This is a genomic window from Paenibacillus sacheonensis (assembly GCF_009909195.1).
GTDB lineage: Bacteria > Bacillota > Bacilli > Paenibacillales > Paenibacillaceae > Paenibacillus_Z > Paenibacillus_Z sacheonensis.
In genome coordinates, this window is record NZ_JAAAMU010000005.1 from 94,383 (window position 1) to 117,275 (window position 22,893).

General features: G+C 56.2%; 25 protein-coding genes. 1 reads left to right on the forward strand and 24 read right to left on the reverse strand.

Going from position 1 to position 22,893, the window contains the following annotated elements; all coding sequences use genetic code 11:
- Positions 1-61 precede the first annotated feature (61 nt).
- The 3 genes from GT003_RS11010 to GT003_RS11020 all read right to left on the reverse strand — a co-directional run bounded on the left by GT003_RS11010 (position 62) and on the right by GT003_RS11020 (position 3,479).
- Entirely contained in the window at positions 62-1,846 is a 1,785-nt protein-coding gene (locus GT003_RS11010) for an L-fucose isomerase (protein WP_239565827.1), read from the reverse strand.
- Between the two features lie 62 nt (positions 1,847-1,908).
- A complete protein-coding gene (locus GT003_RS11015) occupies positions 1,909-3,000 on the reverse strand; it encodes a LacI family DNA-binding transcriptional regulator (protein WP_161697493.1) in 1,092 nt (363 codons plus the stop codon).
- Positions 3,001-3,167: 167 nt separating this feature from the next.
- Positions 3,168-3,479, reverse strand: coding sequence for a hypothetical protein (locus tag GT003_RS11020; RefSeq protein WP_161697494.1), 312 nt, complete (start codon positions 3,477-3,479; stop codon positions 3,168-3,170).
- A 275-nt stretch (positions 3,480-3,754) separates the two neighbouring features.
- Between GT003_RS11020 and sigK the strand changes: the two genes are divergently transcribed.
- A complete protein-coding gene (gene sigK / locus GT003_RS11025; protein ID WP_161697496.1) occupies positions 3,755-4,456 on the forward strand; it encodes an RNA polymerase sporulation sigma factor SigK in 702 nt (233 codons plus the stop codon).
- Positions 4,457-4,533: 77 nt separating this feature from the next.
- Here the strand turns inward: sigK and GT003_RS11030 are convergent, their stop codons facing one another.
- The 21 genes from GT003_RS11030 to GT003_RS11125 all read right to left on the reverse strand — a co-directional run bounded on the left by GT003_RS11030 (position 4,534) and on the right by GT003_RS11125 (position 22,878).
- Positions 4,534-5,202 carry an HAD family hydrolase gene (locus GT003_RS11030; protein WP_161697498.1) on the reverse strand — a complete coding sequence of 223 codons (669 nt, stop codon included), beginning with the start codon at positions 5,200-5,202 and terminating at the stop codon, positions 4,534-4,536.
- 30 nt (positions 5,203-5,232) lie between these two features.
- Positions 5,233-5,901: a ribose-5-phosphate isomerase RpiA gene (gene rpiA, locus GT003_RS11035; protein WP_161697500.1), complete on the reverse strand. Its 669-nt coding sequence runs from the start codon at positions 5,899-5,901 to the stop codon at positions 5,233-5,235.
- Between the two features lie 36 nt (positions 5,902-5,937).
- A complete protein-coding gene (locus tag GT003_RS11040; protein WP_161697502.1) occupies positions 5,938-6,375 on the reverse strand; it encodes a GNAT family N-acetyltransferase in 438 nt (145 codons plus the stop codon).
- Positions 6,376-6,630: 255 nt separating this feature from the next.
- The gene (locus GT003_RS11045; protein WP_161697504.1) at positions 6,631-6,927 is read right to left on the reverse strand and encodes a MazG nucleotide pyrophosphohydrolase domain-containing protein; all 297 of its coding nucleotides are present in this window, start codon (positions 6,925-6,927) and stop codon (positions 6,631-6,633) included.
- Positions 6,912-7,535: a hypothetical protein gene (locus GT003_RS11050; RefSeq protein ID WP_161697506.1), complete on the reverse strand. Its 624-nt coding sequence runs from the start codon at positions 7,533-7,535 to the stop codon at positions 6,912-6,914. Before GT003_RS11050 ends, GT003_RS11045 begins: the two co-directional genes overlap by 16 nt.
- Before the next feature lie 154 nt (positions 7,536-7,689).
- On the reverse strand, positions 7,690-8,193 hold the full coding sequence (locus tag GT003_RS11055) for a GNAT family N-acetyltransferase (protein WP_338045920.1): 504 nt from the start codon (positions 8,191-8,193) through the stop codon (positions 7,690-7,692).
- Between the two features lie 95 nt (positions 8,194-8,288).
- Positions 8,289-8,600, reverse strand: a complete 312-nt coding sequence (locus GT003_RS11060; RefSeq protein WP_161697508.1) for an RNA polymerase alpha subunit C-terminal domain-containing protein — start codon at positions 8,598-8,600, stop codon at positions 8,289-8,291.
- A gap of 143 nt (positions 8,601-8,743) precedes the next feature.
- Positions 8,744-9,175 (reverse strand): NUDIX hydrolase, encoded by a 432-nt coding sequence (locus GT003_RS11065; protein ID WP_161697510.1) that lies wholly within the window; start codon positions 9,173-9,175, stop codon positions 8,744-8,746.
- A gap of 90 nt (positions 9,176-9,265) precedes the next feature.
- Entirely contained in the window at positions 9,266-9,901 is a 636-nt protein-coding gene (locus GT003_RS11070) for a histidine phosphatase family protein (protein WP_161697512.1), read from the reverse strand.
- Positions 9,902-9,955: 54 nt separating this feature from the next.
- Positions 9,956-10,414: a GNAT family N-acetyltransferase gene (locus GT003_RS11075; RefSeq protein WP_161697514.1), complete on the reverse strand. Its 459-nt coding sequence runs from the start codon at positions 10,412-10,414 to the stop codon at positions 9,956-9,958.
- A gap of 48 nt (positions 10,415-10,462) precedes the next feature.
- Positions 10,463-10,915 (reverse strand): GNAT family N-acetyltransferase, encoded by a 453-nt coding sequence (locus GT003_RS11080; protein ID WP_161697517.1) that lies wholly within the window; start codon positions 10,913-10,915, stop codon positions 10,463-10,465.
- A gap of 489 nt (positions 10,916-11,404) precedes the next feature.
- A complete protein-coding gene (locus GT003_RS11085; RefSeq protein WP_161697519.1) occupies positions 11,405-11,941 on the reverse strand; it encodes an NUDIX hydrolase in 537 nt (178 codons plus the stop codon).
- Between the two features lie 31 nt (positions 11,942-11,972).
- Positions 11,973-12,149 carry a hypothetical protein gene (locus GT003_RS32125; RefSeq protein ID WP_170312206.1) on the reverse strand — a complete coding sequence of 59 codons (177 nt, stop codon included), beginning with the start codon at positions 12,147-12,149 and terminating at the stop codon, positions 11,973-11,975.
- Positions 12,150-12,217: 68 nt separating this feature from the next.
- Positions 12,218-12,577, reverse strand: coding sequence for a zinc ribbon domain-containing protein (locus GT003_RS32470; RefSeq protein ID WP_338045919.1), 360 nt, complete (start codon positions 12,575-12,577; stop codon positions 12,218-12,220).
- Between the two features lie 284 nt (positions 12,578-12,861).
- On the reverse strand, positions 12,862-14,196 hold the full coding sequence (locus GT003_RS11095) for a glycoside hydrolase family 140 protein (protein ID WP_161697521.1): 1,335 nt from the start codon (positions 14,194-14,196) through the stop codon (positions 12,862-12,864).
- A gap of 9 nt (positions 14,197-14,205) precedes the next feature.
- Positions 14,206-16,302 carry a glucosidase family protein gene (locus tag GT003_RS11100; RefSeq protein ID WP_161697523.1) on the reverse strand — a complete coding sequence of 699 codons (2,097 nt, stop codon included), beginning with the start codon at positions 16,300-16,302 and terminating at the stop codon, positions 14,206-14,208.
- A 29-nt stretch (positions 16,303-16,331) separates the two neighbouring features.
- A complete protein-coding gene (locus GT003_RS11105) occupies positions 16,332-17,414 on the reverse strand; it encodes a glycoside hydrolase family 172 protein (RefSeq protein WP_161697524.1) in 1,083 nt (360 codons plus the stop codon).
- Positions 17,415-17,475: 61 nt separating this feature from the next.
- Entirely contained in the window at positions 17,476-18,462 is a 987-nt protein-coding gene (locus tag GT003_RS11110; RefSeq protein WP_161697526.1) for an aldo/keto reductase, read from the reverse strand.
- Positions 18,463-18,497: 35 nt separating this feature from the next.
- Positions 18,498-20,144, reverse strand: a complete 1,647-nt coding sequence (locus GT003_RS11115; protein ID WP_161697528.1) for a response regulator transcription factor — start codon at positions 20,142-20,144, stop codon at positions 18,498-18,500.
- Positions 20,141-21,886: a sensor histidine kinase gene (locus GT003_RS11120; protein ID WP_161697531.1), complete on the reverse strand. Its 1,746-nt coding sequence runs from the start codon at positions 21,884-21,886 to the stop codon at positions 20,141-20,143. The genes GT003_RS11115 and GT003_RS11120 overlap by 4 nt, the downstream gene beginning before the upstream one ends.
- 107 nt (positions 21,887-21,993) lie before the next feature.
- Positions 21,994-22,878, reverse strand: coding sequence for a carbohydrate ABC transporter permease (locus tag GT003_RS11125; protein WP_161697533.1), 885 nt, complete (start codon positions 22,876-22,878; stop codon positions 21,994-21,996).
- Between the last annotated feature and the right edge of the window lie 15 nt (positions 22,879-22,893).

The window sequence follows — 22,893 nt, forward strand, 5'->3', positions numbered from 1 at the left end:
TCGCCTGGTCAAGGGCTGCACTGCGCCACACTCATCCAGGAAAGGCATTACCGTATTACCGTTATCGATACAACGGCCCCAGCGTCTGGCATGCTCGGAAATCCGCGCCGACCGGATCCATGCCGCCGAAAGCGCTCCACATGCTCGGACGGAACACGCGGTCATCCGCCACGTTATGCATGCTGACGGGGATGCGCAGCATGGAAGCTAGCGTGATGAGCTCTCCGCCGATATGCCCATAGCTGACAGCCGCATGGTTGGAGCCCCAGTTGTTCATGACGGTGTACACATCCTTGAACAAGCCTTCCCCCGTCAATTCCGGCACGAACCAAGTCGTCGGCCACGTCGGGTTGCTGCGCTGGTCCAGCTTGTCGTGAACGTCGTCCGGCAGCTCGACCGTATAGCCTTCCGCCAATTGCAGCACCGGTCCAAGACCCGCCACCAGGTTGATGCGCGCCATCGTGACCGGCATGCCGCCGCGCGTCGTGAAATCCGTCGAGAAGCCGCCGCCGCGGAAGAAATCGACCGCCGGACTCCACTTCGTCGCCTCCAGGCAGTCCGCCGCTTCCTGCTCCGTGATCTCCCAGAACGGCTTCATCGCCGGCTGGCCGTCGATTGTCTGGCGACCCGTCGCGTCGAGCGCCGCAGGACCGGAATTGATCAGATGGATGATGCCGTTCGCGGCGCGGCCTTCCAATTCATGACCGGTTACCCGCTTGACCGCGTCCGGGCTCCAATACGTCCGGACGTCGGCGAAGATTTGCGCAGCGTTCGTCAGCAGGTGGCCGAACAGCATCGTAACGCCGTTCAGCGTATCGTTCTCCGTCGCCAGCATGAACGGCTCGCGAATGCCGTTCCAATCGAAGGACGACGTCAGAATCGCCTCCATGAAATCGCCGTTTGGGTAATAGTCCGTCCACGCGCGCTGGCCCTGGAAGCCGGCCGCGATGGCATTATGGCCGAATGCCTCCTCGCCGTAGCCGATCTCGTTCAACTTCGGATTGCCGATCATCAGATCGCGCGCGATGAGCGCCATCTTCACGACCGTCTCCCAATCGCCCGCCTTCTGCTCCTCCGTCCGCTGCAGATGCTCCGGATTGACCTCCGCGCCTTCCCGGCAGTTCGCCTTTACCCAGTTCAATGCAACTTCGTATTCCGATTGGTCATAGATGCCGAGTCCCATGCGGCGCACGAATTCCGTCATGTCCACGTATTCGTTGCGAATGCCGAGGTAGCGCTGGAAGAACGACTCGTCAACAATGCAGCCCGCGATGCCCATCGACACGGAGCCCATCGAGAGATAGGACTTGCCTTGCATCGTGGCAACGGCGAGGCCTGCTTTGGCGAATTGCAGCAGCTTCTCCTGCACGTCCGGCGTGATCGTCGTGTCGCCGATATCCTGCACATCGCGGCCATAGATCGAGAAGGCGGGCAGCCCTTTCTGATTATGGGCGCTCAGCACGGCAGCCAGATAAACGGCGCCCGGGCGCTCCGTGCCGTTGAAGCCCCAGATCGCCTTGGGTCTCGACGGATGCGTGTCCATCGTTTCGGTCGGGTAGCACCAGGACGGCGTTACCGAAATCGTCAAGCCGACGCCGGCCCGCGCGAATTTCTCCTCCGCCATCGCCGCCTCGGCCACGCCGCCGATGCAGGTGTCCGCGATGACGCATTCGACGGGCAGACCGTTGCTGTGCTTGAGGTTTTCCGTCAAGAACGCGGCTGCGCTTCTCGCCATCTCCATCGTGACGTCTTCGAGCGATTCGCGGATTCCGCCGCGGCGGCCGTCGATAATCGGTCGAATGCCAATCTTGGGCAGGCTGCCCCGAAGCCGGTTGCCGATGTGCATGCTCATTTTCATTTTCCCTCTTTCGCTTGGAATGGATTAAGAATGACTGCAGCTGACGCCTGTTACCGGATACGCATCACTTCATGATGAAAAATCTCGCTGGCCGGCTCCCGCTCGCCGCCTTCTCCCCGAAGGAGCCTAAGGACCAGCTCGCCGGCCCGTTGGCCCATCTCGTACGGGCGCTGGTCCACGTAATAGAGACCCGGTTCCTTCAACAGCCGGCCCGCTTCCACCTCGCCGAAGGAAGCGACGGCCATATCGCCCGGTATGCGCAGACCGCTCTGCACGAGCTCCAGCAGCACGCCTAGGCTCATCTTGTTATTCAGCGATACGATAGCCGTCGGCTTGACGGGCTCGCCGAGAAATTGCCGTACCGCGCGGATGCCGCCCTCCGTAGAGAAATCCCCGCTGTAGAGCAGCAGCCGGTCCTCCGCGCCGTACTCCTTCATGGCGCGAAGCACCCCTTCCAACCGGTCTCGTCCCGTGCTGACCCGCGTCGGCCCGTTCACGACGCCGATGCGGACATGGCCGTCCTCCAGCAGCGCTTTCGTTAATTCGTACGCGATGCGCACATTATCCTCCGCGACCAAGTCCAGAGCCGGCGGGATTGCGGTAACGGATTCGGAATCGTTGGTGGTATCGGAATCGGTGGCGGTATCGGAATCGGCGGCGGTATCGCTTTCCATTGCAGTTTCGCTCGCCTCCAGCCGCCTGTCGATGAGCAGCATCCGCTGGCCGTTGTCGATCAAGGCGTTGATGGTCGCCACATTCCCGCCGGAAGTCGCCAGGACGATAACATCGACTCGTTTCTCGTGCAGCAGCTGCAGCAGCCTGGCTTCCTTCTCCGGCACCTCGCCTGCGCTGCAGAACATCAATTGGAATCCTTCCGGTCCGACCACGTCCTCGATGCCTCTGGAAATGCCCATGAAGTAAGGGTTGGAGATATCCGGCACGATAATGCCGATCATATAGGTTCTGTCCTGCTTCAGGCTTCTGGCGATCGCGCTCGGCTGATAATTCATCTTGGCAATGGCCCCGAACACGCGCGATTTCACTTCGGCGCTGACATAGCCGCTGTCGTTCAGGACGCGGGATACGGTTGCCGTCGATACGTTGGCCTCTGCCGCGACTTGTTTGATGGTTGCTTTGGACAAACGTCATTCTCCTCGAACTGGTTATGTAAACGATTACGTAATCGATTACATACAAGAGATTACTGCAGGATCGTTTACCTGTCAATAAGGATTTTCGCATGAGTGAACAGCCGAAAAGACCTTATCCTTCAACGCTCCGGATAAGGCCTTTCGATGGATGGGGGCGTTTAGGAAGCGAACGCATAGATCAGAAGCGCCACGAGCGGAACGAACCACAGCAAAGGCAGGCAGTTCCATAAAAGCGCGGCTCGGTGCCTCCTCCGGGCAAACATTACCCATCCGGTAATCGCCGCGACGAGAAAAGCGATTGGATAAATGGCGATGAACAAGACGATCAACCACGTCGCGGCATCGCCGAAAGCCCCTGGACTGTCGAAATTCATCGCGGACATTCCCAGCACGAACAACCAAGCAACGAGCGATATAGCGTAAATAACCTGCATGATGATCGAAGTCACTGCAGTTCTGGTACGATTCAACTTGCATTTCCCCTTCTTCTGACATCTCTCGTCCCGCTGCTCAGTATAACAAATGCCGCTGCCGTGCTCACGCTATTTCCTGCATCGCAGCAGCTACAAAACCTTCGCGGTTATTTACACCGTCGAACCCATTCGGCCTTCCCGCCGCCCGATACGGCAAATTTCGACGTACAGGCACGGATAGGCCGTCGCCCACATAGACTATAGAACAGTCGAAAGGGCCAAGTGAATAGGTTCGTTCACATGCGCCGTTCAGCATGGAGGTGGCCGTTACGATGCCTGGATTTTTTGCAGCGATCGCGTTGTTCATTAAGCAATTATCATTGCTTGTTTCGTATGTCAAAAACAACGCGTTCCCCCAGCCTCTTCAGGAAGAAGAAGAACTGAAGCATTTACAGCTCATGGCAGAAGGCAATCAGCAGTCGCGGAATTTGCTTATCGAACATAACCTAAGGCTTGTCGCGCACATCGTCAAAAAATTCGACAACACCGGAGAAGGTCTAGAAGACCTGATTTCCATCGGCACGATCGGATTGATCAAAGCCATCGAGAGCTTCCAGTCCGGAAAAGGGACGAAGCTTGCGACCTTTGCGGCTCGCTGTATCGAGAATGAAATACTTATGCATCTCCGGTCGCTGAAGAAGACCCGCAAGGATGTCTCCCTGCACGATCCGATCGGAACGGACAAAGAAGGCAATGAGATTACGTTAATCGACATTTTGGGTACCGAGGCGGACGACGTGGCGGATCGCGTTCAATTGAAGATCGAGAAGAGCAAAATATATAAAAATTTGGAAATTCTTGACGAGCGCGAAAAAGAAGTCGTCGTCGGCCGTTTCGGACTTATTACGGGCGGCGAAGAGCGGACGCAGCGCGAGATCGCCAAAGAGCTTGGGATATCGCGTTCCTATGTATCGCGGATCGAGAAGCGGGCTTTGATGAAGCTCTATCATGAGTTTTATAAAGCGAAGAAGTAAAGGAAAGCCAAACATAAGAAAACGGACAAATCGCCGGACGAACCGAGGTTCTCCAGCGATTTTGTCGTATGCGGAGCTTAGGCTGAGATCATGTCCAGGAGCTCGGGCAATTCCCGGATCGTCAACGCAGCGCATGCCGGACGGCCAAGCCCATCTTCTTCCTTCCATATCCCCAGCATCCCCGCATGCATGCCGGCTTCGACATCATTGACGGGATGATCGCCGACGAAGATCGCTTCTTCCGGCCGGACGCCAAGCCGCTGCAGCGCCAATTGGAAGATACGGATATCCGGCTTCCGCAAACCTTCGATTTCCGACACGAGAATCTCGTCGAAATACCCTTCGATCCCCAGGCCGCGAATAGTGTTCATTTGGAAATCGCCAAAGCCGTTGGTGATGATCCCAAGCTTATAATTCCGCAGCTTCAGCGCCTCCAGCATCTCGATCAGGCCCGGAAATCCGATGCAATGATGTCGGAACGACAAGACGTAGTCGGCCAACAGCTCCTGCCAATCGAGCTCCAGCTGCCCTTCTTCGACCAGCGACTGATAGACGCGGTCCTTCCACACATATCCCTTCTGGTCCAGCTCGACGAAACGCCGTATGAACGCTTGCTTCCCCATCGCATGAAAGGCAGGAATACGCTGATATTGGTGCTCCAGAAACGAAGCCAGCGATTGGTCTCGGTTCAGCAGCGTTCCGTCCAAGTCAAATAAAACGGCTTTTAGGTTCGACCAGTTTATCATCGACGTCCTCCCCCAGATCTCCGCCCGACATTACCGCTGTAAGTACCGGACCGTCCCTTCGCTGCTGCCGATGATGACGGTATCGGCCATATTCACGAACAAGCCATGCTCCGCGACCCCCGGAATCGCGAGCAGTTTGACGCTTAGTTCTGCCGGATGATCGATCACGCCGAATGCGCAATCGAGAATGAAGTTTCCGTTATCCGTCACGAAGGTCTTGCCTTCCGCGACCCGCAACACGGGATTGCAGCCCAGCGAGCGCACCTGCTTCATCGTCAGCTCATATGCGAACGGGGTGATTTCGACCGGCAGCGGAAATTGGCCCAGCTTGCGGACAAGCTTCGATTCATCGACGATGATGATCAATTTCGCGCTGTTCGACGCCAGAATCTTCTCTCTGAGCAGCGCTCCGCCGCCGCCTTTGATCAGGTGCAGCGATTCATCGACCTCGTCCGCGCCGTCGATCGTGAGATCGATCCCATCGATGGAAGCGAAAGGGACGGTTGGAATCCCGAGCTGCTGCGCCAGTTCTTCCGATTGCTTCGAGCTGGCAACGGTCCGAATGCGGAGTCCTTCCTTCACGCGAGCCGCGATTCCTTGAATGGCATGGTAGGCGGTCGTGCCCGTACCAAGTCCAACGATCATATCGTGTTCGAGATGCGTGACGGCTTGCTCCGCCGCCAGTTGTTTGGCGTTCATGTTCGTTCACCCTTGTCGGTATGTCTTATGTTTTGTTCAAGCCTCATCCTTCGGCACCGCAGTTTCGGCAGCCTGCGCCATCCTGCGCATGAACCGTCCCGGAACCTCCTCGAATCCATATTGCCTGTAGAGCTCATGCGCATCCAACGTACCCAGCAGTCCCATTAAACCTTCGTATTCCTGCACGATCGCCTCGACCAGCTTCTTCCCGAGCCCTTGCCTCTGATAAGCCTCCAATACAAATACATCCGCTAAATAATACATCGTCGCGCCATCCGTAATGACGCGGGCGAACCCGACCTGCTCGTCCAAGTGATAGACGCCATAACACGCCGAGTTCTCGATCGATTGCAATATCCGCTCCCGCGGCCGCTTGCTCGCCCAGTAGCTTCTAGCCAGATAATCCAATATGACGGCGTGGTCCAGCTTCGACTTATCATCGGATATAACGAACGAATCGAACCTCTTTTCCATCGGGCATGCCCCTTTCCTCTGTTTTGCCGGCAGGCGAGAATTCAGGGAACAGTGCCCATTCGCTCACGTGTTCCGGCTTCGCGAGGTACTCTTGCTCAAAATAGTACTGCGCCTCCGTTGGGCTGTCAAACTCCCCGACCGCGGCTTCGATATCGGCCCAGTGCTCCCCGTCTCCTTCGGAGATGGATCGGAAGAGTAGCTTAGTTGATAGGCAATTGGTTGATAGGCGATATTCCGTTAATACGAAGAGAAGATTTAGCCCTTACGCCACTTCACTTTATTGATCTCCTCTTTGAGTCTAAAGCAGGTCTCAAGATCAATATCGTAGCAGTTAGCGATCGCCGCCACATAATAAAGCACGTCATAGAGTTCTTCTTCTATGGTTCCCTTGATCGTATCGCTTGCTTCCAATCTTCTGTTCTTGCGTATGACTTCGGCGAGTTCCCCTGTTTCTTCTATCAGCTTATAGAAATAATGTTCCTTCAAAGTCGGATTGTGATCCGTTGATTTGATATACGCCTGTAATTCTCTGAGCGTTAGGTTCTCTTCCATACAGCCTCCGTTGCCCCATAGTACGCTGCTTTGCAGATTCTCACCGTCTCTTCAAGCACGGCGATCGTTTCTTGCATATCCAGTATTTCCAGATCCTGATCCTTCGCATCGTCTTTCAGTTCAAAATCCTTCGTTAAATCCTCAATAATATCAGGCAGGAAGCGATAATCGATCTCGTCCATGTCGACGGGTTGAATCTGCAATGGCTTCAACGTTAGCGAATAATAGTCGATGAGCTTACCGTTCAGTCGCCAGAAATCCCGGTAATACTTCCCCTGGGCTTCTTTCTTTTCCGGCTGAGGCAGCCATTTGATCTTCGGCTTGTAGATGCTGTCTACCCACATGCGATCTGCAATCAAATGATAATAGTAGCCCAAGATAAAAGGAGCTGCCATATGTTTCACGTATTTCGCATGGAATCCCTCGAGATCGATATCCTGCTTACCCTCAGCATCCATTTGGATAAAATGCGATCTGCCCTTCGGTTCGTTCATATTCTTGTTCACGTCGGGCGCTATCCCGCCAAGCAGAAACTGCTCTTCGTCCGCGATTGGCAGCTCTCTTGCCAACAGCGTACCGATGCTATAATGCATGATTCTCGATCCCATTGTCGATTCCCCTCCGCTGCATGTCGGTCTGCTGCTTGAACGTCTGATTAGAAATCGCAGCCGGAAACGGCTTGATCGTAGGATAAACGATAGGCTTTCAACTCGGCCTTCGCAGGCATGTCATGCCATTCCGCAGCCATTTAATCCGCCGCTGTCACCTTTTCTCGTACAAACTCGCGCTCCAATCGGCAGCATCCAAGCGTCGTATGTAGGCATAGCCCATCTCCCGATAATATTGATTCAGCCGCGCATTATCGGCCATGCAATCCAGCCGGACGAGCGTCTTGCCCTCCTGCCGAATCTGTTCTTCCGCCGCATGCAGGAGATGCCCGCCGAGTCCCTGTCCCTCGTAATCCCGATGCACGGCGAAGCGGTGGATGTATCCGGCATCGGGCGAATCAAGCTCCTTCCAAATCAACGGATCCGACCATGTGATGGTGTACGTCCCGACTACGGCATCGTTCCAATACGCCAGATAGACATGCGCGCCGTCCGCCATGAATTCCGTTACCTGGTCGAGATGAAAATACTCCGGCCGCCATTGAAAGATGCCTTTCGCGTTCAGCCACCTGGCTGACATTTGCCACAGGTCCAGCACGATCGACGCTTCTTCCGCCTTGGCAGGCCGGGTTATGATGTGCGCTTGAAGCTGCTCCACTGTTTATCCCTCCTAGGACAAAGTCTTGATTATTCATGAGTTACGTTCCTCCGTTAGTTATCGGTCCATTCATTGTTAAACTGCGAGGCCTTCGTCTAGTCATCCTTTTGCACCGAATCCCTGAATGACAAACCGTTCGCCTCCAGAGCCGCCCTAAGCTTGGGAAGCGATCCCGGCCCCATGCCGTGGAATTTCAATATTTCCGCTTCGCTGCACGCGGACAGCTGCTGAACCGTCGTGATTCCGCGGTTCTCCAAAGCTCGTCTCGCCGGCGCCGAAAGGACGGCTAGAAATCCGCTTTCGGGCTTGAGCTCATTCTCGCAGACCGGGCATGTGGGACAGTCGGTGCTTTTGTAGTATTGGTGACCTTTGTTGCAGGTTCTCAGCGTTTTCTTCACGGCTGCCATTCGATCAACTCCTTTGAACTCATGATCGATCCACCTTCATTTCAATTCGTGAACAACTGCAAATACGGCAGCAGACACGCCGCTGCGGCCGCAAAGCAAACATGACTTCGACTTCAATTACTTTGGTACGATTCGCTTTCACTTCACTTGATCCCCTCATCAACATAAGGGATTTCATGTCCCGCTATCAACCTATGAAGTCCGCCAGGATAGTAAGGCATGAGTTCATCGGCTTGTTCAATGGCGATCCAAGCGATTTCCGCGATCTCGTCCGGCCGCTGAAGCGTTTCTTCGCCCCCGATGATTTCCGCCCGAAACGTATAGAAGATCGCATGGTTTTGAGATTTCGTGTACTTGCATTCATTTATGGCAACGACGCCATAGACGCGAACATCCAGTCCGGTCTCTTCCTTCGCTTCCCTTACGGCAGCTTGTTCCAAGGTTTCATCGGCCTCGACCGCCCCGCCGGGTAGCGACCATCTGAAATCTCCGGCATCGCCGACATTTTTGACCATCAACACTTTCGTTCGGGATAGATCCGTAATTAAGGAATAGGTAACATCGACTCTCTGCATAGCGCTGCGCCTCCCTGGCTCTAATTCGACACGTGCATCCGCGCGGGTATTCATCTGGCAATTCATTTACCGTCCAGCGGGGAAATCGGTTCAGTTCTCCACGGTTTCCTCCTTATAATGCGAGATATCGCCATGAAGCAGGATGGCATGACCGTCCTGACGAATCTCGATTTTACTTAAACAGGTCGGGTGAATATAGGGAGGATTCCAGAGATCCTTCAAGGCGCGGTTTTCAAAATACGCCATCAGGAGCTTCACCACTACCGTGTGGGCGACAATCAGAATGGCTTTGCCTGCATGCTCCTCGACGATCTGGCGCAGCCGGGCGACCGCTCGTTCGGACACGTCTTGAAAGGCTTCCGCATCCTGCACCTGGAACGCTTCGGGGTCATTCCAAAAATGATGAAATTGTACGGGATGCAAGCTCTTGGCTTCGTCCTGATTCATCCCTTCCCATAGGCCGAGCCGGATTTCCTTGAAGCCGTCGCTCGTATGAAGCGGTATGCTTCTGTCCGATCCGATGATCTCCGCCGTCCGACGAGCTCTCGGGCTGGTACTCGAATAGATCACGTCAATCGTTATGCTGCGCATCGACTCGCCTAACCAGCTCGCTTGCTTCACGCCGAGCTCCGTCAGCGGAGAATCTTCATGGCCTTGAAATCTGCGCTGCGTATTCCATTCTGTTTGACCATGTCTGACCAGATATACGAGCGTCGGCTCCTGCATGGAACAACCTCCCCTTTCGAGTATCAACGTTTCCTCCAATAAACGGCGTTATGACTATAAGTCCAGCCTTAGCCTAATCATGTCCGTGCATTGGATCCCGTCTTCATAGATCTCCTCTGCATAATTTCGAATGAAGAAGCCTTTATCGATGCCGATGATCCGAAACCCACAGGACTGATACAGGTTAAGCGGATGGACGCTGGAATTGCCAGTCCCGATCTCGACATGCTTCGCTCCCCGCTTCTTCGCTTCTTCTATGGCTTCGAGCATTAAGCGTTTTCCGATCCCCTGCCTCCGGAACGCTTCCTTAACGGCGATATTGATGATCTCCAAAGCGTACGGCGCTATTTCCACGAGAACGAATTCTCCGACTACCTCGTCATTTCGATAAGCCAAATAACACTGGCCTTTCTGAATGTAGGCCTCTACTAGCTCCCTGGATGGATCGGCAAGCAGCAAGAGATCATAGGGGATCTCTTCCTTGTCTTCCAGTCTTCGAATGCGGAACTCCATGAGTCAAACTCTCCTTCTTGCGGCACCCGAAATGACAGCTCATGCCCGTTATTCGAATTTCTTGAGAAACCCTGTCTTGAGTCCTTTCCTGTAGCCGGCTTGCTCGTAGAAGCGATGCACCTCGTCGCGCGTCGATCCCGTTAACAGCATGACTTTGTAGCAATTGTATGCCCGACAAATGTCATCCGCCTTCTGGAGCACCGCCCGCCCCAGCCCTTGCTTTCTATAATCGCCGTGCGTGACGACATTTTCGATCAGACCATACGGCCTGGCGCCTCGCGTTACGTTTTTCAAAATGCTCAGCACGCAAGTGGAGACGAGCCTGCCATCCCGTTCCATGACGATGATCTTCATGTAGGGGTCCGTCATGATTTCGCTCCACAGCCGTTGGAGGGCTTCCTGGTCTACGATGTCTGCATCCTGCTCGTGCAAATGCTTATACAGGTCAAGCAATTGGGGCAGTTCGTCCGGTTGAATCATTCGAGCCGGATTGTCCGTCATATACACACCTCTTCTAACGAAGAATACGATCGTAAAGTTATCGTTATCAAGACCTGTCATTTATCAAATTGTGAAGGATCTTATACTCTCTGCTGCTAATGACAGATTGGGAACTTCCATAGTTTAGCGTAAACCGTCTTCCGTCCTTGTCCCGATACCGTCTGATATATCTTCCTGAACCAATGTCTTGGCTGTCTCCCAAAATTCCGATTACTTCACCATACGTCATATTCGGAGAAACCTGCTTCAGCTGTTCCAAGGAGACGATTTGAGCTGGCGTATTAGGCGCATTCGGTGAAACCACCGCATTCTGTTTATCCGATGATTGATTAGAGTCTGTACACCCCAACAACGCAAAGGATAATGCACCGACGATCAACATGGGTTTCGTCGCTCGCACGACTCTTTTTCCGACTCCGCATGCAGAACCGCATATTGCGATCACTTTGCTTTTGCTCAGCTCTTGGCTCAAGATGCTCACCTCCGCCGCTACACCTCTAATTGATACTTCCGCAAATAGGCTTCTCTCAATTCTCGATTCGTTTCAAGATTAGGATCCACTCTGCTCGATTCGAGGCTGATCAGTTTCCCTGCGGCATAGGTGCAATGCTGTTCGTAGCAATGGGAATCCTTCATCATGATTTCAACGGATTGTGGAAGATTGGCCGCGAGCCCCATGTTGCTCGGATCCAATATCCACGGAATCGATTTCCAGTCCAGCAGTCCCTCTTCGGTTCTTATCGGCGTTTCATAGACCAAGGAATCCTTAACCTTCGCATGATAAAGATACATGCCTCCGACATGGCTATCGTTAACCGTCCACGTGATCAAGCCTTTGAAAAACAGATCATAGTCGACGATGCTTGTTTCCTCGAAAATTTCCCTTATCATCGAGTCCCTGGGAAGCTCGTTCGCCTCGATTTTTCCGCCCACGCCGTTCCAGCAGCCCATCCACGGTTTGAAGTTTCGATTGAGCAGCAGGATGTGATCCTTGCGTTGAATGAAGCAAATATTGTAGTTGATCATAGCGATTCCGTTCTCCTGATTTGGGTTTTATTTATAACCGCCTGTTTCTCTTCTCATCGAGGTAAATGTCGAGCGCCGCGATCGCGCGAATCGCCAGCTTAATAAACAGATAGAGCGCGTAAAGACCGAGCAATAGAAATAAACCGTATACGACGAACAAAATGAAGGGTAATATCGTGATCACTGAAGATCCCGATGAAAAATTCATGGCATTGCCTCCGTTTCAGTCCCTATCGATGCTCCTATTTCCTACTGGGCACGGAACGACAGCCGCGATTATCCTCCGAACAAAATATCCATGATCGTTCCCAGCTGCCCGGATTTCTTGCCCTTCAGGATATCGGGATTATAGAATTCCGCAAAGCCGCAATGCGTACAGGAGACGGCCAGAAAATGGTGATGCTCGATATCGAATAATTTACTCAGCCCGGTTCCGGTCATGGCAACCTCTTTGATCAAGCATTCGTCGCATTTACATTTGGCACATTGAAATGAATGGGCTATCCTGTCTTCCACGCTCAAATGAGCGTTGGCTTTAAAGATGAATTCCTCCCGTTCCGGATCAAACTCATGGACAATGGCCTCTGCATCGATATCATTTTTGCATGCGGGACATCGTCCGTTGTTGACTTCCACCTCTTCGTGACACCAGGGACATTCCACCATAGAGACACACATCCGATCCTATAGGAATGAGAAGCTCGGACTATGAAGTGCCCAATTAGCATTCTAAAACCACCCTCAACTGGTATTGTATCCCATCTCCAGCAGGTTGGCATCGATTATCTTGCATGCAAAAAGCCCCCAGCGGCAAATGGGGTTACCCATTGCACCCTGGAGGCGAGTCATTGCTTCTAGATTTCGGATTTTCTTTGTCCTATGCGGACGATCCTAATAGAATAAATTGTCCCCCATATCGGTTACGGGGCCGAGTAGCAGGCTGACGCATCGTCAAGCATCAGTATCCAGTCGTCCTGCCGTCCGCAGGAAGGCGGCCTAAACGTCCGCTCGCCCTCATTGTCCACGTCACCGCAACAAAGAGATTGCCCCGTCCTCGGGTCATACCATTGCACATGCAAAGCGCTTCCCGATAGGACGCCTAACCGGAGCGAAATCGGAAGACCGTTCGGACTGTAGATGAACGCATGGTCCTTGCCCCTGCATGCTTGCAATCGGCCGCTGCCCTTATAATTGCGGACGAGCAGAGACTGGTCCGGCACGCGGTCCAGCATCGGTCTGGACGTCATCAGACGATGGACGTATTTCATCTGCTCGGCGCCCGGACGCCCAAGGGCATCCTGCCAGCTCATGATAAAATAAGCGTTCGGTTCCGTGATCATCGGCCAGACGCAATGGTGGCCGTAGGTATGGCCGAACGCGCCGGCAAACAATGCCATGTAAGCCGCCTGCCGCGCATCCTTCGCGTCGAAGAACCCGTTCTCCGTCTTGAAGCCGACCGGATGATCCTCGTAGCACGGCTCTCCGTCGAGGACCGGTTTCGGCGGTTGGAGCGCATAATCGCGCGTAATCATCGTCTCGTTCGCAATATTCGCTTCATGACCGGATTGAATCATGTTGAAATCCAGCCACGCTTCTTCATGCGCGGCAGTGGACGAGGATTGTCCGCCGTTCGGATGCAGCGTCATGAGATGCGCGCCGCCGTCCCCTGCGCGCAGCGCTTCCGCCATCGCATGAACGACGCCGAGATGCCGCCTGTTCGTCAGCGGCCGATCGCCTCCGAGAATCCAGACCAGATTACCGCGATCTCGGTACCGACTGCCCAGCCAGCTGCCGTATACGGCCGCATTGTCCGAAGTGAACATTTCCGGTCCGCCTCCCCACGCCGTATGGATGCGGTCTCCCCATGTCGGAAGCATCCCGATATATAAACCGTAATGGGCAGCTCGATCAACGATATAATCCACGTGGTCCCAATAGCCATACTCGCCGTTCTGCGCCAGATCGGGAAGCGACGGATCGCAATCGCCGTTCCCGCCCCGAAGCAGCGGTCTTCTGCCGTAAGCATTGGCCGCTCGGGACATGTCCGTCTCGCCCAAGGCGATCGCTTGAATGACCGTGAAGCCCTGCCCCGCCCGGCGGCGCAAATAACGATCCGCTTCCTCGCGGTTCAAACGCAGGAACAGCTCCCACGCCGTATCGCCGAGCCAGAGGAACGGCGTACCGTCTTCATGGACGATATGCCGGTTGTTTTCGCTAATCCGCAGCTTTTGCAGACCCTTTGCTTGTTCGATCATCGCCGGCCCTCAGCCTCTCTCGACGACAACCTCGACATCGCCCGGCAGCTCCGAACGGATGCCGCCCTGCGGAAGCCGCTCGACGGTCACGCGCAGCTTGCGGCCCTCCGGCGCGTACGAGAATGACGCCGATCCGAAGTACGTCGGCAGACCGGAGACGGAGAACGGCTCGCTCATCCAAGATTCCGGAATCCCAGAACCGATCACGAGCGTCTCCTCTTCCTCTCTTGCGAGGCAGTCCCTCAGCAGCAGGAACAGCTCCGCGGCCGTCCAGCCGTGCGGCGTAATATAGCGGATCTCGTCCCAGCCGCGCGAACGCTGCCATTGCAGGGAGGAATTCTCGTCATCGCAGCCTTCATGGTACGTGTACAGGCCCGGCGCCGTATGGAGATTCAGGAAATGCTCGATCGATACCCAAGCGCGGTCGCGGCGGCCCATCAATAGGAGGTTATGCGCCTGGCCGGCTTCGAAATACGTCCAATGCGGTTCCGGATTGTGGCGGCCGTTAGGGAAACGCTCCTCGTTCCAGAAACGCTCCATGCCTTCGACGATGCGGGCGTCGTCCTTCTCTCCCCAGCCGGTCGGCCAGAAGACCGAATTCGGATCGCGCGGGTTGTCGCCGAAGATTTGCTCGGCTTTGCGGCGGATCGCCTGTTTCAGATCCTCGGCTTCCTCCGCGAACCAGGTTCCTTCGATGCCAAGCGCTTCGGCGCATATGGCGGCGCGTTTCAACGCCAGATAGGCGTAGCCGTTAATCCACAGAATCGGCTGATGATGGTCCATCCGGCCCATGATGAGGCCGTCCCGGCTCGCCATGCACAGGATATCGCTCTCCGCCCGCAGCAGCATTTCCGGCGTGCGGAATTCGTTATGCCGTTTGACCGGAACGGTCGTATGGCGCATTTCCCGCAGCAACTCCGCTTTGCGCACGATATGCGGGTACATGTCCTGCAGATACGGCTTCGACCGCGTCAGCAAGTAATGCTCGGAGATCATCCAGATCCCGTTCGCCGGTCCGTCTCCTTCCGCGCCGAAGCCTCCGAAAGCATCCCGGTGAGCCGCAGCCCGCAGCGCGCGTTCGGCAAATTCGCCATAGCCGCCTTTGTCGAGCGCGACGACCACGTAAGCGCCGTCTCTCAACCACCACAGCGGATAGGAGACCGGCGTAATGCGAGGTTCCGCATCGACCGTAAACATGTAGAGATGCGTCAGCTGGGCGAGCATCGCTTCCTGGAAGCGACGGTCGGGAAGCTGCAGCTTGATGCGGCTCTTCGCCTGCCAGTCCGCGGCGAACTGCTCGGCGACGCTGCCGACGTCCGGGCAAGCCGCGGGCAGATCGACCATGCGCTTCACCATCCAGTTGTCCCCGTGCACCTGGCAAACGAACGACAGCGATCGCTTCTCGCCGGCCTCCAGCGTCACGTCGTACGCGAGGGCGCCGCTTGCCCAGGTCGATGCGTCTTCCACCTGCGCGTTTTCCGGGAACTGTCCCTTCGCAAGGTACGCGTAGATATCCTGGCCCGTGTCCGCATAGCTGACCGCGCCGAATCGGGCCGGCGGCTCTTCCGCAACCATGACTCGCTCGCCGTTCAGCTTGAGACTGGTCCCGTCCATGGCCAGCCGGGAGATTGCCCCTCCTGCCGCGCCGAAGGAGCGGATCGTTACGTACAAGATACCGGTTACTGCCGCGCCGCCTTCGTTGCCGAGCTCGACCGTGAGATACGTCTTGATGTCGTTCGTATCGGGATTGCCGTCCGTAAACAGCCTGGACTCGACCGAGAAGCCGCCGGCCTGCCAGACGGAACGAAGGATAGGAACATGGCCTTCCAGGAAGGACCAGTTCAGCTGCTCGATCGGCAGCTCCTCCGGCGCATGAAGCTTCCCGTCCGCGTACAGCCATGTCGATACGCCGTACGTACGGTGGCCCGGAGAAAAGGAGTTGCCCGGCTCGACGGCCGTCTTATAACCCTCGTGCGAAGTGGGTACGCCGAGCAGCACATGCGTGTCGCTGCGGTTCCATAGCCAGTCCGGATGCTTCTTCCTCATCTCGGCCATCTTCAAATGCTCCACCATGCTGTGGACATTATAAATCGGTTTGTCCGACATCTCGTCTCTCCTCCTGGTTGGGGGCTTAGTTAAATGACCTCAAGCTCGTCTTTGTCCGGCAGCGCCGGGAACGGCGCATGCGGCTCTGCCTGATACCAATAAGCGACGGAGGCGATATCGTCCTTCAGCGGCAAATACCGGCCTCCGCTGCGCCAGCCCAGCGCTTGGATCGTCACCTTCAAGTCCTCCTCGAACCGAATCGGATCCAGAATATGCCATCTGTACATGCCGAAACGCTGATTGACCTTCGAGAATCCATTGGACTTGGACACCTGATGGAAGCCCAGGTAAGGGGACGTATACGGCAGATAGCCTTCGCCTTCGACCTGTTCGAACGCCCATGCGCCGCCTACGTAATCCTCGGTTCCCGTGCCGCAGATCGTCGGGAACTCGTCGTCGCCGTCCATGAAGAATTTAATCTCGCCCTCGCCCCACCAGCCGTCGTTGTTCGACTGCCAAGCCATGTACGTGCCTACGTAATGGCCATGGCCCTTAATGCCGTCCAGGATGGTGTGCACGTCCTTGTAGCCGACGGGATTGCTGCGGCGCCACTGCGCATGGAAGTACGCCATATCCTCCGGGATATCCGTAAGCGTATAGTCGATTTGATAGAAGAATTGCGGAATGTCCCCGCCGAGGTTCTCGATCGTGATGCGGGCCGATTGGCGGAAGGGCATCTGCCAATAGCTGTTCATGCCGCCGCCCGTCATGACGGAGATCGGCATGGAATTGACGATGCTGCGCTGGCACCAGCCGTTGCAATAGAAGTCGCCGAGCGGCACTTCCACGGAAGGCGACTCCTCGCCGTCCCAATACATGCGCAGGATCAAGCTTCTCCACCGCTCCGGCGCGCATGTCATCCACATATGCTGGATCATGCCGGAATCGCGAATGTTCGCCAGCTCGAACGTTTCGCCTTTCTTGAGCGGAATGCACGGCGAGATTTTCCAGCCTTGGCCGAGATCCCGCGCGCAGCTGGCGCTGGCGCCGTCGAGCGACATGCCGCCTTTCCCCTTCTCCCCGGTAAAGTTCTCGGCGCTGATCGAACGCGTCTTGGCCTTGGACAGCCGGGCAAGATTGCCCATGTTCAAATTCGTTCCGTTAAAGCTCATCGCGATCTCCTCCATGAATGAATAATGAAATGATGGCATGCCTAGCCTGCTTGCGGCGAGTTTACTGCGCTTCGCCGGTTTCCAGCCAGCGCGCTTGCTTCGGGCTAAGGCGCAGATCGGCGGCCGCGCAGCTGTCGAGCAGATAGTCGGACTTCGAGACGCCGATGATCGGAAACACGGGAAACGAATGCGCCGTCAAATACGCAAGCGCAATCCGCGTCGGCGTCGTGTCCAGCTCTTCGGCCAGCCGTATCGCGCGGTCGAGACGGTCGAAGCTTGCCTCGTTCGCGTACATCGCCGCGACGATGGCCGACCGGCCGCCCTTCTCCGGCGACTGTCCGCGAACGTAGCGCCCGCCGAAGAAGCCGTTGGCCTGGGAAGAGAACGGCACCGCAGCCAGATTCGCGGCCGCATGATAGGCAGCCATCTCGTCGTCCATCGCCGCAACCGTCGAGCCTTCGAGCGCGCCCGGGTTCAGCACGGCGAGGTTCCAGAGCGGCTGGTTGGCGGCAAACCCGAGCAGCCCGCTTCCGGAAGCGTATTCATTTGCGGCGCGAATACGCCGCGTCGTCCAGTTCGAGCAGCCGAACGCACGGATCGTCCCAGCTCGAACCTGCTCGTTGAGCACGTCGACGATCCCCTCGACGGCGACCCGGGGATCGTCGCGATGCAGCCAATAGAGATCGATATAGTCCGTCTGCAGGTTGGACAGGCTGTCTTGCAGATCATGCAGGATGTCGGCGCGGCTAAGACGCGATCGATCCATCGCCGCCAGGTCGGGGTGCGCGCCCTTCGTCGCCAGCACGATCCGGTCCCGGCAGCCCCGCTCCTTCAGCCAGGCGCCGACCGTTTTCTCGCTGAGGCTCTTGCCAAGCCCCGCCCAATCGTCGTAGATATTCGCCGAATCGAGAAAATTACCGCCCCGCTCCGTGTACAGATCCATGAGACGATATGCGGTTTCTCTCTCGATTTCCGATCCGTACCCCGACGTTCCGAGACAAATGACGGACGGCTGCAGATCCGTATTCGCAATGCGGTTCGTTCGCATCGTATCCCTCCTTCAGTCGTCGCTTCATATGGTTTTCATTTGGTTACGTTCTCGCGGTACTTTTGGGGCGTCATCGTCGTGCTTTTCTTGAAAAACCGGGAGAAGTAGCCCGAATCGAAGCCGATTCGGACCGCGACCTCGCTTACCTTCAGCGTCGTCTCCCCAAGCAGCTGCTTGGCCAGCGCCAGCTTCGCGTCCGTGATGTAATCCGACAATCCGATGCCGGTCAGCTGTTTATACAAGCGGCATAGGTAGCTGGAGTTCAACTCCGCCTCGTCGGCGAGCCGCACGAGCGACAAATCGCCGGCGATATGGTCGTGGATGTAACGGTGAAGCTTCTCGACGACTTCGTTGCTTCGCTCGGAGCTGTCTTCCGCAAGAAGCACGGTGAGCGCATCGGCCAGCCCCCGCAAATAACGGCCGGCCTCCGGCCAGGAGGCATGCGCGTCGAGCGCGAACAGACGGTTCAGCGGCAGCCGGCCGGCGATTCGCTCGTAGGCGGACCAGCGGTTGATTTGCGATAGAATCATCGTTGCCGCCGAGTAATAGATTTCTTGCAGCTCTTCGTACTGCAGGCCCGGCGCCTCCGCGAACAAGCTGTCGAACAGCTCGGCGAACGGGACGCTCTGGCCGCTCTCGAGCAGCGTCCGGAGTTGATTGAGCTTTACCTGGCGCTGATGCGCTGTCGTTTCCCTGCGCGAATCGGCGGCATCCCCTTCGTCCTCCGCGTTCCCGTTAATCTCGTACAGGAGCATCTCGTCGCCTTCGCCGAGTCCGCGGATAAGCAGCCGGGACAGATGGGCGTGCTTCGCCGACAGCTCCTCCCACTCGAAAGGCTGCACGGTAGCGCCGAGCGACAACGGAACGTGAAGCAGCGTTTTGCACCGGTCCTGAATGAAATCGAGCGATTCCTGGACGAACCGAACCCACGTCGCGTCCTCCGCGCGATCCTCGCGGTCCGGCTGAAGCAGCCACATGAACCGCGTGCGGTCGATCACCGCCGTCGCCATGGCAGCCGAATGGCTCAACACTTCGACGGCAATATTTTGCACGGCGTAGAGCAGGAGCTCCTTATCGACCGAGGAGTAGTTCTCTCCCCACCGGTCTACGCGGCCGACCACGAGCATGACGGGCCGGGAGGCGGACAGCTTGAGCTCCAGCTCGCCGAACCGTCTCGCGCGGATCGCTTCGCTCGTCGGCTCCCCCTCCGCCATGGCGGCGAGAAAATCCCGCTGCAGGACGGGGAGCGCCTTGCGCATCTGCTCCTTCGCTTGGTCGATGAAGCTGTTCATCGAGCGCTCGCTGGCCAGCTCGCGTACCGCCTTCTCCACCGTGCGGATAATGTCTTCCTCGTCGTCGGTCTTGAGCAAGTAACCCGCGCTTCCGTTCTGGATGGCTGCCTGTACGTAGCCGAATTCATTGTGCCCCGACAGGAAGATGACCTTGCAGGACGGCCACTGCTCGCGAATCCGCTCTTGCAGCTCGAGCCCCGACATCCCGGGCATGCGAATGTCCGACAGGACGATGTCGATTCGCGTCTTCCCGAGCCAGTCCAGCGCCTCCGCGGCGGAAGTCGCCGTGTAGAGGTCAAGCTTGAGCTGCTCGGCTTCCTCGAACAGCATGCGAAGGCTGTTCACGATGTAAGGCTCGTCGTCGACGATAAGCATCCGGTGCAGCATCATGGATTGTTCTCCTTTACGGGAATATAGAGGCTGATCTTCAAGCCGCCGAGCTTGCCGTCGATCGATGCTTTGACGCCGCTCCCCGGTCCGTATTTCAGCCGCAGCCGCTTGTGCACGTTGATGATTCCCGTACTCTCGATATGGGGAGGGGGATCGTTCAGCCTGCGGTTCAAATTCCACAGCTCCTCGTCGCTCATGCCTTTCCCGTTGTCCGCGATCTCGATGACGAGCTGATCGGCTGCAAGAAGGAATCGCACGTTCAGCCGCCCGCTGCCGCCGACTTCCTCGAGACCGTATTTATACGAATTCTCGATGATCGGCTGCAGCGTCAAGCGCGGCACGAGCACGCCGGCGATCATATCCGGGAGCTCATCGACTTGTACGGCAATGCGATCCTCGAAGCGGATCTTCTGGATCTCGAGGTACGCCCTGGCGAACTCCAACTCCTCTCGGAGCGGAACGTCGTCGGAGGCGTCTCTCGTAATGAATTTGAAGTAATTGCCGAGATGCTTCGTGAACGGCTTCAGCTTCGGGTAATCCTCGAGCTTCACCATCTGATTCAGAATAAAGAAGGTGTTGTACAGAAAATGCGGATTGATCTGCGCTTGCAGCTGCTTCAGCTCCGCCTTCTGCGAATGGATTTTCTCCTCGTACACTTCTTCGATCAATATCTTCAGTTGACTCAGCATCGAATTGAACTGCGCGTACAAATATTCGAATTCATCGTTGCTGTTCAACGTCAATTTCACGTCCAGATTGCCCTTCTCCACCTTCCGGAACGACCGGACAAGCTGCTTGAGCGGGCGGTGAATCCATCTGTAGATCCAATAGGAGAAGACGAATACGATCAGCACCGACGACAGGGACAGCACCCAGAACCACGTATTGTACTTCTGAATCGGACCGAGCGCGTTCTTCTCGGGCGTATAGATGAGCAAGGTCATATCGACGGCGGCCGAATGCTCCAGCGTCAGAATATACCGCTGTTTGTCGTACGTGAAAGCATTCATGCCCGGGGCGGCGCCGTCGATGCTCGACTTGGCGATCGTCTTGAGCGCCTCGGTGCGTTCCGCGTTGTCGTCCGTCGTGATCGACCATTCGAAGCCGCTTCCGAACAAGATCGCTTGTTCGCCGTTGAAGCTCATGAACTGCGTCAGTTCCTGCTGAATCGCACGCTTGGAAAGCTCGAGATAGAGAAAGAAAATAAGCGAGTCTTGATCGGGCGTATCCGGATACTGCTGGCAAATAAACAATTCATCCGCGAGCGGGACAAGAGACAGATGAAGCTGCGACGCGCCGATCAGCTGGCCAAGACGATCCTGGTTGGCCGTCACGTAGATATCGTTCGAATTGAGCACCTTGCCCAGGCCCGGTACGTACGCATTGGCGCTGTCGATATAGTTGCTGGAATTCTGCACGAGCAGCAGCCGCTTCTGGAGGCGGATCATCGCCTCGGTGCGCTCCAGGTCGGACATGACGGGGCCGGCGACGCTCAGCTTCTGCAGGTCGTCGTCGTTGATGAATTCCCGCTGCAGCCGCTGGATCCGGTCGAGCTCGACGACGAGCGACTGAATATAGAAGTGAACCCGGGACTGCATGGAACCGGAAATCTCGCTGCGCACGCTCGATTCGCCCTGCTGGTTCAGATACATGCTGATGCCGTACAACGGCGCGATCACGAGCAGCAGAACGATGACAAGCTTGTAAAAGATTGCGATTTTCGGCATTCTCAGGCGTAACAATTCATCGACTTCCCTTCGGAATTAATCATCATGTATACGCCCTCCGTGCAGAAAAGTCGTACGTCTTTACGCCTTCATGCTTCCCGCATCCTCTATCCGCTTCAAGCTTACTCCTTCACGCTGCCAAGCACGATGCCTTTGACGAAGAACCGCTGCAGGAACGGGTAGATGAGCAGGATCGGCAGGGCGCCCATGAAGATCTGAGCCGCTTTGCTCGTACGCTCCGAGACCTGCGACAACGAATCCAAATCTCTGGCCGACTGCATGGCAAGGTCGGTCTTGATGATCACCGTCTGCAAGTAGCTCTGCAGCGGGTAATGCTCCGGCTTGTTCATGTAGATGAGCCCGTCGAACCACGCATTCCAGTGGCCGACGATCGTGAACAGCGCGATGGTCGCCAGCGCCGGCGTCGACAGCGGCACGAAGAGTCGCCACAGCACCGTCCACTGCTTGGCGCCGTCGACGAACGCGGCTTCCTCCAGCTCCCTCGGCAGCCCGCGGAAGAAGTTAAGCAGCAGGATCACGTTGAATACTGGCACCGCGCCGGGAATGATCAACGCCCAGATCGAATCGATCAGGTGGGTTTGGTTGACGATCATATAGGTCGGGATCAAGCCGCCGCTGAACAGGATCGTCAGGACGAAGTACCAGGCGTACACGGTCCGGTATTTGAACACCCGCACTTCCTTGGACAGCGGATAGGCGAGCAGGATCGTCAGAAACATATTGACCAGCAGGCCGAGCGCCACCCGCTCGAGCGTGATCCAGAACGCGCGCATGAATTCGGGCTTGCCGAGCACGTAGGAATACGATTGCCATGTAAAATGAACCGGCCACAGCACGACGTCGCCCGCCGATGCGGCCGTCTTGTCGCTGAGCGATATCGCCAGCACGTGAATGAGCGGCAGAATGCAGACGATGGAGAGCGCGATCAGAAAAATCTGGTTCAGGACATTGAATGCCTTCTGTCCGGTAGTCATATGAAAGTCCATGCGGCATGCTCCCCT